Here is a 15,229-nt window from a genome sequence, read left to right as displayed (position 1 = left end):
GGACGGGACGCACCGGGTTTCGTTGGATGAGGTGATCGTGACCATGCGTGAGACGGGCAAGGACATGTCCGATAAGTACAAGGAAACCGCGATGGGCGGCCTCGCCGTCAACGTCGTCGAATGCTGAAAATCAACGTTAGGGAATCTCATGACACTCGCCCCTGAAGGCCGTAAGTTGCTGCGCGTTGAGCAGCGTAACTCGGCGGTCCCGGTTGAACGTAAGCCTGAGTGGATCAAGGCCAAGGTCCAGATGGGTCCGGAGTTTGTCCAGCTTAAGAACCTGGTGAAGAAAGAGGGCCTGCACACGGTCTGTGAAGAGGCCGGTTGCCCGAACATTTTCGAGTGCTGGGAAGACAAGGAAGCGACGTTCCTGATCGGCGGGTCCGAGTGCACCCGGCGTTGTGATTTCTGCCAGATCGATACCGGCAAACCCTCCCCGGTGGACATGTTCGAACCCACCAAAGTCGCCCGCTCGGTCCAGGCGATGCAGTTGCGCTACGCCACCGTGACCGGGGTGGCCCGTGATGACCTGGCCGATGAGGGTGTCTGGTTGTACGCCGAAACGGTCCGGAAAATCCACGAACTGAACCCCGGCACCGGGGTGGAGCTGCTGATCCCGGACTTCTCCGGCAAGCCCGAACACATCGCAGCGATCTGCGATTCCAAGCCCGAGGTCTTCGCCCACAACGTCGAGACCGTGCCCAGGATTTTCAAGCGCATCCGTCCGGCGTTCCGGTACGAACGCTCCCTGGATGTCATCACCCAGGGCCGTGACTTGGGCATGGTGACCAAGTCCAACCTGATCCTGGGTATGGGCGAAACCCGGGAGGAAATCTCCGAGGCCCTGCGGGACCTGCACGCAGCCGGGTGTGACTTGATCACGATCACCCAGTACCTGCGCCCGTCCGAACGGCACCTGCCGGTGGACCGCTGGGTCAAGCCGCAGGAATTCGTGGACCTCCAACACGAGGCCGAGGAGATCGGTTTCCTCGGTGTCATGTCCGGGCCGTTGGTGCGTTCCTCGTACCGGGCCGGGCGTTTGTGGGCCACCGCCATGCGGAAGAAAGGCTGGGAAATCCCCGCCGCACTGGCCCACATCGAGTCCTCCGGCACCACCCGCCAGGAAGCCTCCACCATCCTCGCCGCCCACGGCTAGGCCCCAGCGACAAGACGCCCGACGGCGGTCAGGTCACCTTCCAAGGGCGACCGGGCCGCCGTCGAGGGTTAACCGGAAGGCTGGAAGCTTTCGAACACCAGCGCAGTTTTTGCTCAAGATGGGCACAATGTTGCCGCAGCAACGCCGGAGGACCGTCTTTTGCGGGCTTTAAGGTGGTGTCCACTCCTTGGACAGTGCGTCCGCGCATGAGTACCGCCGGCCCCGTCAGGGCTTCGATGACGGCTCGCCCGCCAAGTAGTTCGGGCGGAGAACGCGAGTACTAGCGTCACGCATGTGGGTATTTCCCAGCCTTTGTTCGAAAGGAAAAATGAGGTAGCCGGAATCCTAGCCACTCGACTCGCCATGGCTGAACCATTGGGTGCATCGCTTCATCCGCCAGCAACGGCCGGATGCTGGGGGTTGCGCTGCGGCTCCCCGGACCAGATCAACCAAGGAGTCACATCATGCGCAAGCTTTCCAAGAAGAGCAGGATCACCGCCGCAGTTGCCGGCGTCGCACTGGTTGCAGTCGGTGGCGGCGCCGCCTACGCCTACTGGACCACCACTGGTTCAGGCAGCGGCTCTGCCACCAACTCTTCCGGTGGCGGAACCGTCACCCTCCACGCCACCTTCGCCGGCGGCCTTGCTCCCGGCAACTCCGTCCCGGTGAGCTACACGGCTGACAACTCCACCACGTCCGGCACAGTGGTTGGAGCGTTGAGCGCGAACGTGACCACCAATGTGGCCGGCTGCCTGCCTGCATGGTTCGAGGTCACCGCCGTCACCTCGAACAGCCCGGTGGCAGCCAACAGCACCGGTACGTCCGTTGGCTCCGGCACGCTGAAGTTCAACGACAGCACCACCGTCAACCAGGACGCCTGCAAGGCGGCCATCGTGACGGTCAACGTCGGCAGCCTGTAAGACCTCGACGCCGGGGCCCGCCTGCCAGGGCGGACCCCGGCTCAGCGCTTTCAGCCGATTCATCAACGCACCGCAGCCGACGTCCGAAAAGAGCTTCCATGGACCACCGCCCAGAGCGCACCGCACCGTTCGTCCGGGGTGGGGTCCTGCGTGCGATTTTGCTGGCTCTGATGGTGGCCATATTGCCGATCGCGGCTCTTGGTGCGGGCAACGGCCAGGGTAGCTCTGCGAAAACGGCTGCGGGGATCACGGTGGCGTTGTCGCCTTCGAGCCGCACCCTGGATCAGGGCCAGTCCACAACGTTCACAGTGTCGGCGACATCGACCGGCGGCTTTACGGGACCGGTCACCTTCACCATCAGCGGGCTTCCGGCTGGAGCAACTGCCAGCGTCGCGCCGTCGTCGTTGAATCTCACTTCCGGCGGCTCCGCCCAAGCGGTCCTGACGGTGGGAACGGCCACCACGACACCGGCAGCGAAGACCGATTTCACGGTCAAAGCGGGCGGCGGATCGATCGTGTCCAACACGGCGCCGGGCCAGTTGCAGGTCCTGGAAGTCAAGCGGTCGTTCGGTGTAGCGGGGTCCGTGAATGGCTTGCTCGCGCCGGGCGTTTCCAGGTCCGTGGAACTGCAGATCTCCAATCCGGGAAACAAGAGCATCGCCGTGACCAACCTTTCCGTCTCCATCACCCAAGTGGTCCGGACCCAGGCGGCAATTGCGGCAAATTTGCCCTGCACCACAGCTGACTACAAGCTCACCCAATACTCCGGCGCCTATCCGCTGACCGTGGATCCCGGTGTCCGCACCCTCTCCTCGCTCGGTGTGCCGGAGTCGGGTTGGCCACGCATCACCATGTACGACACTCCGCAGCTCCAGGACGGTTGCAAAGGCGCCACTGTCCAGCTGACGTACTCCGGCACGGGACAAGGCAACTGAGATGAAGACCACAGCCCGGACACCCCGAACCCGCGCATCAGGCCGGCTCGCCAGAACCGCGGCGGCCACTGTTGCCCTCTGTGTGCTGGGCGGTGTGGGATCGGCCTACGCGTACTGGAGCGCTACCGGCCTCGGCGCCGGGGCATCAACGAACGGCACCATGCAGACCGTCACGGTGGACGCACTCGTCCCGGGCGACACCTTGCAAACCAGTTTGGTTCCCGGTGGAACTGCCGACGTCCTGGTCAGGGCCACGAACCCCAACCCCCACGCCGTCACCATCTACGGGTTTGCCGCCAACGGGCCCGCCACCGCCGACGCTTCCCATCCCGGTTGCACCACCACCGGCGTCACCTTTACACCGCCTGCCGCACCACTCGCCACTCCGATAACCATCGCGGCGAACACCTCCATCCTGGTGACGCTGCAGGGAGCGGCCAGCATGGATGCCACCTCGGTTTCCGCTTGCCAGGGCGCACAATTCGCCATCCCCGTGACGCTGGAGGTACGGAAGTGAGCCAGGGCCGTCAGGCTTCGCGCATCGGCATGGGGCGTTGGAACCGCATCATGGTGATTGTGCTGGGTATCGTCCTTGTTTCCTGTGCAGGACCGGCCGCCAGCGCGTTTTGGGGCTCCGTCAGCAGCGGTTTCGGAGCCGTAAAGGCCGATTCCGTAGCCCCGGGCGCCAAGCCGGGCACCAGCGTGACCGGTAGCACCGTGACGGTCACCTGGACGGCCAGTACGACGACGGCGGGCAGGTCAGTGACCGGCTACAGCATCGCCCGCTACAGTTCCGCCACCGGGGGTACGCGTGTGGCCGCAACCGGAACGTGCCAAGGCGCGGTCGCCGGTCTTTCGTGTGCTGAGGCCAACGTCCCGGCCGGGACCTGGTACTACACAGTGACGCCAATGTTGTCCCTGTGGCAGGGCGTCGAGAGCCTCCGCAGCACCGGGACTGCCCCGGTCACGGACACCACACCACCCAACGCGCCGGTGGTGACCGCGCCTGCGTCGGTCAACGCGGCCCTGGCGGACAAGGTCCCGGTCAGTGGCACCGCGGAAGCCAACTCCTCGGTCACGCTCACTGTTACGGGGACGGGTGCGCAGCCGATGTCCCAAACCATAGCTGTCGACAACGCTGGAAATTGGACTGCCGTGCCGGTCGACATCAGGAACTTCACCGACGGGACCATCACGTACTCCGCCAAGGCGACGGACGCGGCGGGCAATACCGGTGTGGCGGGAACGGCGACCTCATCCAAGGACGCAACGGCTCCGACGGTGACGAATATCCAGCTTGTAAATGGCGGCACTGCGGGGAAGATCGACAAGAACGACAGTGTCACCTTCACATTCTCGGAGTCACTGAAGGCCAGCACCATCTGCAACGCGTGGACAAGCAACACTGTCACGCAGACCATCGGCGGCAACGGACAGGTTACGGTAAATGTGAGCGCAGGGAACGTCCTCACCGTCACCAGCTCCGCGTGCACCTTGAACCTTGGCAGCCTGGCACTGAGCAGTGGCTACGCAGGGAGCGCCCTGAGCTTCGGAGGAAACGGCAGTAACGCTTCCTCGGTGACGTGGAACCCGGGGGCCGGGGCCAAGACGCTCACCCTCACACTGGGTGGAGCCACGGGAACTGCGAACACGTCGGTAGGAGCAGCTGCCGCAACTCTTACCGCCGCATCCACCCTCACGGACATCGCAGGCAACCCCCTCAATCCCGCGTCCTTCACCAGCGCATCGCCGGGCGGTTTCTAGACCCAGGCAGTCAGGCACCCAGGCACTCAGGAACTTCATGTTCGTGATGACGACCACTATCGGGCCCTGATCCCGCAGCGGGCCAGCGGCCGGAGCGTAACCTTGAGAGCGGACGCCAGCGCCGCCGTCGTACGTTTGATCCTGCGACGAAAGGCGAGCCGCCCCTTGAAGGCTGTAGCGGAAATGTTCACGATGGGTCCTGGCAACAAGGACCACCATCCCGCCCTCCGCTGCGCTGTAGGTGTGTTCGTTCCGCTGATCACGCTGACGTTGATCGGCCGGTTGGATCTGGCGGTGTTTGCGTCGTTTGGGGCGTTCACGGGTATCTATGGGCGCAATGAACCCCACAGCGTCCGTTTCCGGAGTCAGTTGCGTGCCGGCGGCTTCATGCTTTTCATCATTCTTTTGGCCACGTTGCTCGCCCGTTTTGCCCACGTCTGGGGCATCGAGGGTGCCGCATATTCGTGGCTTCTGACCGCTGCCACCACTGTGGTGGCGGGCGTTTGCTCGGTGGTGGTTGCTGCTTGGCGGCTGCGGCCCGGCGGCTCCTTGTTTCACATTTTTGCCTTCGCAGCCATAGCGTCGATCGCATCCCAAGCGCCCCTGTGGGAAGCCCTCCTGGTGGCCGTCGGGACCACCGTTTTCTGCCTCTTGATCGGCATGTCGGCCCGCGTGGTCAGGAGTCACCGGACTCCGTGGAAACGCCCCCCGCGAATCCGGCACACCGCCGCTGAGCGTCGGGCGATCTGGCTGGAAGGCGGCGGCTACCTGGTTGCTGCAGGCCTGGCGGGAACCATCGCCACGTTGGTGGGGGAGCGGCTTGGCTTCGGGCACACTTACTGGGCGATGGTGGCGGCGGTTGTTCCCCTCGTCGGGCATTCAACGCGCCACAGGGTCAGCCGGGGCATCCAAAGAATTGCCGGTACAGTGCTGGGGCTGGTGTTGCTGGCGGGTATTCTGTGGCTCAATCCCGCGCCCTGGGCCATGGTCCTGGTGATCGCCGCATGCCAGTTCGGCGCCGAGATGTTCATTGCCCGCCAGTATCTTGTGGCGCAGGTGTTCGTGACGCCGCTGGCACTGATTGCGACGCTCCTTGCCGCCCCTGTCGATCCTGGGCTGCTGCTACGGGACCGCATTGTCGAGACCGTCATTGGCGCCGCCGTCGGCGTTGCCGTGGTGGTTGCTCCGGCTGTTTGGCGTCGGCTGCGGAAGCGTCCACAAACAGCCTGAGAGTGCCGTCCTGATCACATTGTCAGCAAGTAAGCGGCAAATCGCCTAGTATCAATTGGTTAGACAAGCGAGATACATGTCTACCAAAGGACTGGTGATGATCGACAAAAGTGAACGTCAGGGCTATTGGTACGGGCTGGAGAGCCGCAAGCAGGTGGGCGCCGTGGACGTCCTGAACGCACTCAGGGACTACCGGACCGCCGAGGCGGAGATGCGGCGCCGCACGCGCACCTCCATGGGGATGGGGGAAACCGACCTTCTTGCCCTGCGGTACCTGCTTGAAGCCGAACGCGCAGGCCGTGAAGTGGGCCCCAAGGAGCTGGCTGTCCGCCTCGGCGTGACGTCGGCTTCCATGACGTCACTGGTGGATCGGCTCGTTAGGTCCGGTTATGTCACCAGGGAGCCGCACCCCACTGATCGGCGTGCGCTCATCCTTCGCCCGACTCCCGGCTCGGACCAGGAGGTGCGCAGCACCCTGGGAGACATGCACGCCCGGATGATGGAGGCGGCCGAAACCCTGAGCAGCGAGGACTCCGCTGTGGTGGTTGACTTCCTTCGGCGCATGCGAAAGGCCATTGACGGGATCGCGACCTCTTGAAGCGCGGGCGAAGGCCGGCCGGACTGGACATAATTCATAAGTACACATATAACTAGATAGCCAAGCTACTTACTAGGGAATGTGTGGGAGAGAACGATGACAGTCGCGCTGCGTGAACCAAGCTCCACACCAGTGGCTGAAAATACCGTGGATGTTCTCACGGAACAGGTAATTCCCATGGGACCCGTGCACTGCGGGTCACACATGGCCATCTCCGCCGGACCGGCGTACGACGCCATGAAGTGGGTCTCCGTGGAGCCCATCTGGCCCGAGTGGGCATGCGGATGCGGATTCCGGATGGACATCGACGCCCTGGATCCCGTGAGCTCCGTTTGGATCGCTGCCCTTCGCCGGCAGAGCCTCCAGCACGAGCTGGCGATCTCACAGAACACCCTCGCGCTCGCTTTCAAAAAGGCAGTTGACGCCGGAGTCAACCCCCATGCCCTCGCCGAGGTGGCCGGAGTGCCCGCGGCCGAGATCGAAACCCTCCTCGGGTGACAACGCTCGACGTTGCGGCTGTCCGCGCTGATCGCGGAGCCGCAAGTGCCGGCGGCGCGCCCCGGGACTGGGTTATTGCAGGCCGGTACCGCCTGGCAGGACCATTGGGCGGCGGCTCGGAAGCCAACGTCCAAAAGGCGATCGACCTCCGGAGCGGCGACGCTGTGGCAGTCAAGATCTTCAGGAGTTCCGACGCCGCCAACGACGCCCCTTTCCGTAGGGAAGTGGGTATCCATGGCCGGTTGAGGCACAAAAACATCGTCCGGGTCCTCGGCTCCGGAACCACAGGGCACCAAGGCGGCGGGGAGATCCGCAATTTCCTGGTCATGGAGCTGGTGGAAGGCATGGATCTGCGGACCCTCCTGCACCATCAGCCTGCCTCGCCCCGTGAGACGGCCGAGTGGATGAGCGGCATAGCCCGTGCTTTGGGGTACATCCACCGCAGGGGAATCGTGCACAACGACATCAAACCCGGCAACATCCTGGTCAACCTTGCGACAGGCCCGGTTGGCCCCGGCGTAGCGCAATTGACCGACTTTGGCATCGCCCTCACCGGCGGTCCCACCACGGCGGACTCGTCCTCGGGCACTCCGCATTACCTCAGTCCCGAAGAGGTGCGTGGCGAAACTTCCACAGCTGCCAGCGATATCTACTCGCTCGGTCTTGTTGCTCTTGAGTGCTTGACCGGAACGAAAGCATTTCCTGGCCCTCCGCTCGAGTCCATGGTTGCCAGGACTCTGGCGGAACCCCGGATTCCCGGCACGGTCCGGCGGCGCTGGTCCATGGTCCTTCATGCCATGACAGACGCCGACCCTGCCGGCAGGCCGTCTGCCGGCCAAGTCGTTGGAATGTTCCGACGACTCGGCTGGTAGCCAACAATCAGGTCAATAGCGGCATACGTTCCTATGCCGGACTAGGGCCTCTTCACGAAAGAGAGAATGAAAAATGGGTATCATCGGTTGGATTATTTTGGGATTGATTGCCGGCGCCATCGCCAAGGCGATTAAGCCCGGCCACCAGGGCGGCGGCTGGATCGCCACGCTGCTGCTCGGCATCGTAGGCGCCATCCTCGGCGGTTGGATCGGCAGCGCGCTCTTCAACGTCGGCATCAACGAGTTCTGGTCGCTTTCCACCTGGCTCCTCGCCATCGGCGGCGCTTTGCTGGTCCTCATCATCTGGGGTCTGCTGACCCGCAAGAAGGCCTAGCGTTCCGCAAAGGCCCTGTCCCCCCGGCCAACGCCGCGGGGACAGGGCCTTTTTTGCGTCTGCGGGCGGGGTTTTTCGGTCATAAATTCCCCGTACGGGGGCGACTGCGGGCCGCATCATGAGTTCAGCTACGCTGCTCGAAGCCACCACACTCCGCATGCCAAGGGCCACCAATGACGCACTCTGCAGCTGCCACGTCCACCGCCACTCCGCCGCCCGTGCCGGCGCTGGGGTCCAGTGCCACCGGCACGGCGTTGGGTGCGTTCGGCATGGCGGCTGCGGTGGGGCTGCTGTCACTCGTCCTGAACGTCGTGGGCGGGGTTTCGCCCGCGGCCGGACCGTCCTTCGAGGGCTGGGCCGGGGACGTCAATGACTCCCTGCTGGCCGGCCTGCGATGGTTCCTTGGGGACATGACCGAGCCTCTTTTCTACAAAGCGGAGCTGGCGGCGCTGGGATTGCTCGCCGGTACCGCGTTCGCCTGGCGCGTTGCCCGTGGCGGCAAGGCCTGGGCGGGTTCGCTTGCCTACGGCAGCGGGCTTTGGCCGTGGGTTCTGGCGTCGGCGTCGTTGAGCCTGCTGCTGTCCAACCTGGCGTTCGGATGGTTGCTCGACGACGGCTGGCAGCCGACGTTCGCGCCTTTCGTTTGCGCTGCGCCCGCCATGGTTCTGCTCTACGGTGCAGGATGGCGGACCTGCGTCACCGGAGCCGTCCTGGGGGCAGCTACAGTGACGCCTTTGGCCCTGCTCTTCATCCCAACTGTTTCTGTTCCCTTGGGCTTGCCGCCGGTTGTGGGCAGCGTCCTTGCGATGGCGGTTGGTTCCGGCATCACTTTCTCGATTGCCCGCCATCTGCCCTGGCTTGTCCTGCGGAAGCCGAACCCGCCCACGGCACCCCACCACCCGGCGTCGGGGGTTGGGCAGGGCGTCCGCCAGGATGCTTACCGGGCCGCGCGCCGCGTGCTCAAGGACTTCAGCGAGACGCACTTCCTGGCCAACGAAACCGCCAGCCTGGGGGTGATCCTGGGCGTGTCTTTGGCATTCGTGGTGAACCCCGGCCTGCCGTCGTATGGCTCGGGCTTGCTTCCCCACATCCTGTTCGCGCAGGCCCTCACATCGGCTGTCGGGGTGGTCCTGTGGCAACGCTGGTACAGGGAAGACGGGTGGGCGGCCACGTACGCATCCGTGGTGTCTGTCGCTCCCGCTGCCGTCCTTGCTTCAGGAGGTTCCTGGACCGGGATCATCGGCGGGGCTGTGATGGGCGCCGTGCTGGCTCCACCGCTTGCCCGGGCCATCTCAGGCTGCCTGCCGTCCGGTTATCACCCGGTGATCGGCAACACCGCCGCCATGGCACTTTCGACGGCGGTTGCCCTGCCGGTGCTGGGACTGCTGAGCCCCTAGCCTCCCACGTGGTGGATGGTGAAGGCGCTGAGGAAGCCGACGGCGGCCGTCAGGCCTGTGAGGTTGTGGTGCTCTTCGAAAGCCTCGGGGATCATGGTGTCGGCCAGCATGGCCAGGATCCCTCCGGCGGCGATGGCCGTGATGAAGGCGATGACCGATTCGGGTGCGTTTTCCAAGGCGGTGAAGCCAACAAGGGCGGCAAGCCCGCTGAACACCGCAATACCCACCCACGTGCCGAAGACGTAGGCAGGGGTGCGTCCTGATTTCTTCATTCCTGCCGTGCTGGACAGTCCCTCCGGAACGTTCGAGATGAACACGGCGGCGAGCATGGCCGGGCTGATGGCTCCCCCGGCCAGGAGTCCGACGCCGAGGACCACCGATTCGGGGATGCCGTCGATGAGCGCGCCTATGGCAATGGCCGTTCCGCTTCCGGGGGTGTCCTTCTCCGAGGGTTGGGCGCCGCCGGAGCGCTTACGATGCTTTGCCCCGGCGCGTGAGAGCAGGATATTGGAGCCCACGAAGATCAGGGCGCCCAGGAGGAAGCCCAGCGCGGTTGGCAGGAGTCCGCCGCCCTGCACGGCTTCATCCACCAGTTCGAACGCCAATGCCGAGATCAAGACACCCGCGCCAAAGGCCATCACCGTGGACACGAGTTTGGCGGGCACCTTCCAGATCCAGGCGATCCCGGCGCCGAGGACCAGGGCGCCCCCGGCCAGTGTTCCCCAGAGCAAGGCCTGCAACCACATCGGCATTTCTTCTGCCCTTTCATTGGCTGTTCAGGTGCACCCCAGAGTGTTTCACATGGTGCTGGTGGTGGTGCGGTTTTCTTGAGGTTTTCCTGAGGAAGTGTTGTGGGTTTGCAGGGTTGGTTCTTGATCCGGGCCCGGCAAAGTCGTTCTTGTCAGCCACACAGGCTGAGGAAACGGCCGGCCGGTCTCACGGTGGCCACACGAAAGGACACTGATCCCCATGGCCATCAGCCTCAAAACCACCTCCGGCAAAATCCTCGCCTCCGTCGCACTGGTCGGCACCGCAGCCGCCGTCGCCGGCATGGGAACCTACGGCGCGTTCACCTCCTCCACTTCCGCCTCCCAAGCCGTCACCGCAGGCACCGTCACCATCGCCCTGGGCGCCCCCGGACCAGCCAACACCCTCAACGTCCCCATCGCCGGGCTGCTCCCCGGAGACAAAGTCGAAAAACTCGTCACCCTGGCCAACACCGGCAACTCAGACCTGAACAACATCACCCTCACCACCTCCGCCGGCGCCACCGCCTCCCTCCTCACCACCGATGTGACCAACGGGCTGCAACTGACCATCGAAAACTGCTCAGTACCCTGGACCGGAGCCGCAGCCCCCTACACCTGCGCCGGAACCAAAACCACCGTCCTGGCCAACGGCCCGGTCATCGCAGCGAACAAAACCCTGAACAACCTCACCTCCCTCACCAACGCCAAAACCGACAACCTCAAAGTCACCACCGCGTTCCCCACCACCGCCAACGACACCTTCCAAGGCGCCACCTCAACCATCGCCTTCGCCTTCACCGGCACCCAACGCACCGAAACCACCAAATAACACCACCCCCCAAACCCGCCGGGCCTGATCGGTTTCCTTTCCCCCCAGCCCGATCAGGCCCGGCGAGCCCAAAACTCCAACGGCCCCGACACGCTTATGCAGATGGCGTATCGGGGCCGTTGGCCTGCCCAGGGCCCGGCAAGGGAAGGACTACGAGAAGCGTCCCGGCCGGAACGTCGAGAGCATCGGGTGCTTTTCTCCTGACAGGATCTCGCCGGACAGCAACTCACCGGCAATGAGCCCCAACGTCGCACCGGAATGCGTGAACGCAACAAAACAGCCCGGCACCTGGCCAAGTTCACCGAACACGGGTTCGCCGTCACCCGGAATGGGTTTGTAGCCGATTTTCCACGAGGCCGGTTTGAGTTCCGGGTTGCCGGCAATCAGTTTGGAGGACTCGTCGGCCAGCTCCTGGACCACGTCGTCCGGGATGGTGAACGTACCGTCGGCGTGCTCGGTGATTTGGTCCTCGTACCAGTCGTGATCCAGGGCGAAGGTATTGCCCGGGTTGGGGCGCACCGCTGCCCGCGGTGTGTTCAGCACGGCTGTGACGTTGTGCTCCACTGGCTTGGTCACCACGAGCATGGACACCGGGGAGCCGTTGGGAATGTCGACTCCCAAGGCTTTTACGACGGCGGGTGTTGCGGCGCCGCAGGCAACCAGGACGGCGTCCGCGGCGTAGGTATCGCCGGCCGCGGTTTCGACGCCGGTGGCCCGGCCGCCGTCGACCGTTACCGAGACTTTTCCAGCATTCAGGACGAGGTTGCCGCCCAAGGCGTGGAAGTCTTCCATCAGGAAGTTCACCAGATCCGGCAGGCTGACCCATCCTTCACCGGGGTTGAAGATGGCGTTCTCGGGGACGGCACTGGAATCGATGCCGGGGGTCACTGACGCTATTTCATCGGGGGCCAACAGCTTGGAGTCGTAACCGACGGATTTCTCGTAGGCGTGGCGGGCTTCGGTGACCGCACCCTGCCCGGCCACGTTCCACATGAGCCCTCCCCCGAACTGCAGCCACTCACGGCTGGGATCGGCGGCAAAGAGCGTGCGGTACCGGTCCACCCCGGCTACACGAAGCTGGTGGTAGGGCGTGGACCGTTCGCCGGCGGAGTTGAGCCAGGACAAGGAACGGCCCGTGGCTTCACTGGCCAGTCCCTGCTCGCTCAGGAGGGTCACAGCGGCACCTTGGCGGAGCAAGTGGACTGCGGTGGAGACACCCAGGATGCCGCCTCCGATAACGGCAACGTGCTTGGTGGAGGACATGGTTCTCCCTTTCTTTGTGTTGATGCGGTGAAACGCCGTTAGGCGTAGGCGTGAATGTTTTCGATGATCCTGAGGGTTTCCAGCGCTTCCCCAGCTTGCACGGGCAGCTGGCCCTGGCCCCTGAGCGAGACGGAAAGTTCCCTGTAGAACCGGGGGTAGTCGCCCTTTTCCGCCGGGACAGGCGTGGCCGAACCGTCGATTCCCAGAACGCCCCAAGACTCCTGGGACTCCACACCGTAGGACGGGTCCGACGGCGAAACACCGGCAGCGAGCGCGGGCTCCTGGCTGTCGAGTCCCCACTTGGTGTAGCCGGCTTTGGAGCCCAGGACGTGGAAGCGCGGACCCACTTGCGCGGCCATACCGTTCATCCACAGCCTCGAGCGGACGCCGGATTCGTGGAGCAGGGAGACGAAAGCTTCCGTATCCGCAGCCTCCGGGTGCGATCCGTGGTTGGCGACCTCGCCGTAGCTCTCCGCAACCGGCCCGAACAACTGGATCGCTTGGTCGATCAAGTGCGCCCCGAGGTCGTGGAGAATACCGCCGCCTTCGGCCAGCGTTGCCGAATCGCGCCAATTGCCGAAGCCTTCCGGACGCCACCATTCAAAGCGCGACTCGAAGGTCCGCACCTCGCCCAGGGCCCCTTCCCGCAACAGCTTCCGCAGCGTCAGGAAATCGGCGTCCCACCGGCGGTTCTGGAAAACCGTCAGCTGCACACCGGCGTCGGACGCGCGGGCAAGCAGTTCCTCGCCGTGCGCAACCGTGGACACGAAAGGCTTGTCCACCACCACATTCAAGCCATGGGCGATCGCCGTTGACCCGAGTTCCAGGTGGGTCAGCGGCGGGGTTCCCAGGACCACCAGGTCCAGCCCGCCGGCCAGGCCGAACATGTCCTCCGGTGTGGGCACGATCCTGGCCTGGGGGTAGAGGCGTGCGGCCTCGGCAGCCCGTTCCGGATCTGCCGTCACAATGACCTCCAGCGAGTAATCCGGGTCCGCTGCGATCAGCGGCGCGTGGAACACCTTGCCCGAGACGCCAAACCCGACGACGGCGGTCCGGATGGGTGCCGCTGTTACCGCACCCATCACAGGACCTCCGACAGGAACCGCTGCAGGCGTTCGCTGCGCGGGTTGTCGAAGAGCTCGGTGGGCGTGCCGATCTCCACCACTTCGCCCTCATCCATGAACACCACTTGGTCGGCCACCTTGCGGGCGAAGCCCATCTCGTGGGTGACCACCAACATGGTCATGCCGCGCCGGCCCAGGCCCGCCATGAGGTTCAGTACGCCCTTGACGAGTTCCGGATCCAAGGCGCTGGTGGCTTCATCGAAGAGCATGACTTCGGGTTCCATCGCCAGCGCCCGTGCGATGGCGACGCGTTGCTGCTGCCCGCCGGAGAGGTCCCGGGGCCGGTGGTCCGAGCGTTCGGCGAGGCCGACTTCCGCGAGTCGGCGCTGGGCGCGTTCCCTGGCCTCGGCTTTGGACATGCCCTTGACGCTCCACAGGGCGAGCGCGACGTTCTCCAGGGCCGTGTGGTCCGGGAAGAGGTTGAAGTGCTGGAACACCATGCCGATGCGGGCCCTCAGGATGTCCGGCTTCACTTTCAGTGCGCTTTCACCGGCCAGGAGCACGTCGCCGCTCTTGGGTTCGTGCAGGCGGTTGACGCCGCGCAGGAGCGTGGACTTGCCGGACCCGGACGGACCGATGATGCAGGTGGTGGTTCCCGGGGCCACGTTGAGGCTGACGTTACGGAGGACTTCCACATCCCCGTAGGCCATGGTCAGGTTCTGCAGTTCCAGGCTGGACCCGTGGAACTTTTCGATGTCCTGGCTGGTCTTGTTGGTGCTGGTTGCACTGCTGCTGGTGAGGTTCACGTGTTGCTCCCGGTGATGAGCGGCGAGGCCGCGTCGAGTTCCTTGACTTCCTTCAGCCCACTGGTGGGTGCCGTGGGACGACGGCGGCCGGTGCGGAACTTGTTGTCGAAGTAGTTGACCAGGTGGGTCAGGGGAACGGTGATGATCAGGTAGAAAATGCCCGCCATGACCAACGGCGAGAGGTTGCCGGAGAGCACTGCCGCGTCCTGGCCCACCCGGAACAGTTCACGCTCACTGACAAGGAGGCCCAGGAAGTAGACCAAGGAGGAATCCTTGACGATGGCGATGAACTGGTTCACCAGGGCCGGGAGCACCCGGCGAACGCCTTGCGGCACCACCACCAGGGCCATGGATTTGGTGTAGCTCATTCCCAGTGCGCGGCACGCTTCTCCTTGGCCTTTGTCCACGCTGAGGATGCCGGCACGGAAGATTTCTCCGATGTAGGCACTGGCGATGAGGCTCAGCGCAATGATTCCCAGGGGGTAGGGAGAGGGACCGAAGACCGACTGGCTCAACCGGGCGAATCCTTGACCGATCAGCAGGATGGTGAGGATGGCGGGGAGCCCGCGGAACAGGTCCGTGTAGATCCTTGCCGGGATCCGAAGCCACTTGGACCGCGAGATGCCCATGACCGCCACCACCATCCCCATCACTACGCCGAGGATGGTTGCTGCGATGGAGATGATGAGGGTGTTGAGGAGGCCAACTCCGAGGAGTTGGGGCAGCACTTCGACCATGGCGTCAAAGTCGAAGAACGTGCGGCTGATGGTATTGAGCCAATCCATTGAGTGCTCTCAGACGTGGTTGGTTGGAC

General features: G+C 64.3%; 18 protein-coding genes. 13 read left to right on the top strand and 5 right to left on the bottom strand.

What is annotated here, in order from left to right; translation table 11 throughout:
* The 12 genes from IEY62_RS16820 to IEY62_RS16765 form a co-directional block, all read left to right on the top strand.
* On the top strand, positions 1-127 hold a 127-nt coding region (locus IEY62_RS16820; protein ID WP_189015665.1), incomplete at its 5' end, for an L-serine ammonia-lyase, iron-sulfur-dependent, subunit alpha.
* 21 nt (positions 128-148) lie between these two features.
* Positions 149-1,156 carry a lipoyl synthase gene (gene lipA / locus IEY62_RS16815; protein ID WP_011774451.1) on the top strand — a complete coding sequence of 336 codons (1,008 nt, stop codon included), beginning with the start codon at positions 149-151 and terminating at the stop codon, positions 1,154-1,156.
* 464 nt (positions 1,157-1,620) lie between these two features.
* Positions 1,621-2,076, top strand: coding sequence for a hypothetical protein (locus IEY62_RS16810; protein ID WP_189019897.1), 456 nt, complete (start codon positions 1,621-1,623; stop codon positions 2,074-2,076).
* Positions 2,077-2,174: 98 nt separating this feature from the next.
* Positions 2,175-3,011 (top strand): hypothetical protein, encoded by an 837-nt coding sequence (locus tag IEY62_RS16805; RefSeq protein ID WP_189019895.1) that lies wholly within the window; start codon positions 2,175-2,177, stop codon positions 3,009-3,011.
* Position 3,012: 1 nt separating this feature from the next.
* A complete protein-coding gene (locus IEY62_RS16800) occupies positions 3,013-3,528 on the top strand; it encodes a hypothetical protein (RefSeq protein WP_189019893.1) in 516 nt (171 codons plus the stop codon).
* The gene (locus tag IEY62_RS16795; RefSeq protein WP_229785402.1) at positions 3,525-4,775 is read left to right on the top strand and encodes an Ig-like domain-containing protein; all 1,251 of its coding nucleotides are present in this window, start codon (positions 3,525-3,527) and stop codon (positions 4,773-4,775) included. The genes IEY62_RS16800 and IEY62_RS16795 overlap by 4 nt, the downstream gene beginning before the upstream one ends.
* A gap of 165 nt (positions 4,776-4,940) precedes the next feature.
* A complete protein-coding gene (locus IEY62_RS16790) occupies positions 4,941-6,005 on the top strand; it encodes an FUSC family protein (RefSeq protein WP_189019942.1) in 1,065 nt (354 codons plus the stop codon).
* Between the two features lie 76 nt (positions 6,006-6,081).
* Positions 6,082-6,603, top strand: coding sequence for a MarR family winged helix-turn-helix transcriptional regulator (locus tag IEY62_RS16785; protein ID WP_189019891.1), 522 nt, complete (start codon positions 6,082-6,084; stop codon positions 6,601-6,603).
* Positions 6,604-6,735: 132 nt separating this feature from the next.
* Positions 6,736-7,101: a hypothetical protein gene (locus IEY62_RS16780; RefSeq protein WP_229785400.1), complete on the top strand. Its 366-nt coding sequence runs from the start codon at positions 6,736-6,738 to the stop codon at positions 7,099-7,101.
* Positions 7,098-7,973 (top strand): serine/threonine-protein kinase, encoded by an 876-nt coding sequence (locus IEY62_RS16775; RefSeq protein ID WP_189019887.1) that lies wholly within the window; start codon positions 7,098-7,100, stop codon positions 7,971-7,973. The genes IEY62_RS16780 and IEY62_RS16775 overlap by 4 nt, the downstream gene beginning before the upstream one ends.
* Before the next feature lie 73 nt (positions 7,974-8,046).
* Positions 8,047-8,307 (top strand): GlsB/YeaQ/YmgE family stress response membrane protein, encoded by a 261-nt coding sequence (locus tag IEY62_RS16770; protein WP_189019885.1) that lies wholly within the window; start codon positions 8,047-8,049, stop codon positions 8,305-8,307.
* 173 nt (positions 8,308-8,480) lie between these two features.
* On the top strand, positions 8,481-9,704 hold the full coding sequence (locus tag IEY62_RS16765) for a hypothetical protein (protein WP_189019883.1): 1,224 nt from the start codon (positions 8,481-8,483) through the stop codon (positions 9,702-9,704).
* On the opposite strand, the gene IEY62_RS16760 is transcribed toward IEY62_RS16765, so the two are convergent.
* Complete coding sequence (locus IEY62_RS16760; RefSeq protein ID WP_189019881.1) at positions 9,701-10,456, bottom strand: ZIP family metal transporter; 756 nt, start codon at positions 10,454-10,456, stop codon at positions 9,701-9,703. The two genes, IEY62_RS16765 and IEY62_RS16760, sit on opposite strands and share 4 nt — an antisense overlap.
* 217 nt (positions 10,457-10,673) lie before the next feature.
* Between IEY62_RS16760 and IEY62_RS16755 the strand changes: the two genes are divergently transcribed.
* Complete coding sequence (locus tag IEY62_RS16755; RefSeq protein ID WP_189019879.1) at positions 10,674-11,282, top strand: TasA family protein; 609 nt, start codon at positions 10,674-10,676, stop codon at positions 11,280-11,282.
* 150 nt (positions 11,283-11,432) lie between these two features.
* On the opposite strand, the gene IEY62_RS16750 is transcribed toward IEY62_RS16755, so the two are convergent.
* From IEY62_RS16750 to IEY62_RS16735, 4 genes are read right to left on the bottom strand one after another with little or no spacing between them, the layout of a single operon-like run.
* Entirely contained in the window at positions 11,433-12,545 is a 1,113-nt protein-coding gene (locus IEY62_RS16750; RefSeq protein WP_189019877.1) for an NAD(P)/FAD-dependent oxidoreductase, read from the bottom strand.
* A gap of 38 nt (positions 12,546-12,583) precedes the next feature.
* A complete protein-coding gene (locus IEY62_RS16745; protein ID WP_189019875.1) occupies positions 12,584-13,627 on the bottom strand; it encodes a Gfo/Idh/MocA family protein in 1,044 nt (347 codons plus the stop codon).
* Positions 13,627-14,415, bottom strand: coding sequence for an amino acid ABC transporter ATP-binding protein (locus IEY62_RS16740; RefSeq protein WP_308424492.1), 789 nt, complete (start codon positions 14,413-14,415; stop codon positions 13,627-13,629). Before IEY62_RS16740 ends, IEY62_RS16745 begins: the two co-directional genes overlap by 1 nt.
* Entirely contained in the window at positions 14,412-15,200 is a 789-nt protein-coding gene (locus IEY62_RS16735) for an amino acid ABC transporter permease (RefSeq protein WP_018780091.1), read from the bottom strand. Before IEY62_RS16735 ends, IEY62_RS16740 begins: the two co-directional genes overlap by 4 nt.
* Between the last annotated feature and the right edge of the window lie 29 nt (positions 15,201-15,229).

It is taken from the genome of Paenarthrobacter histidinolovorans, assembly GCF_014647595.1.
Lineage (GTDB): Bacteria > Actinomycetota > Actinomycetes > Actinomycetales > Micrococcaceae > Arthrobacter > Arthrobacter histidinolovorans.
Note: the sequence above shows the minus strand (reverse complement) of the source record. Positions and strands in the feature narration are given on the sequence as shown.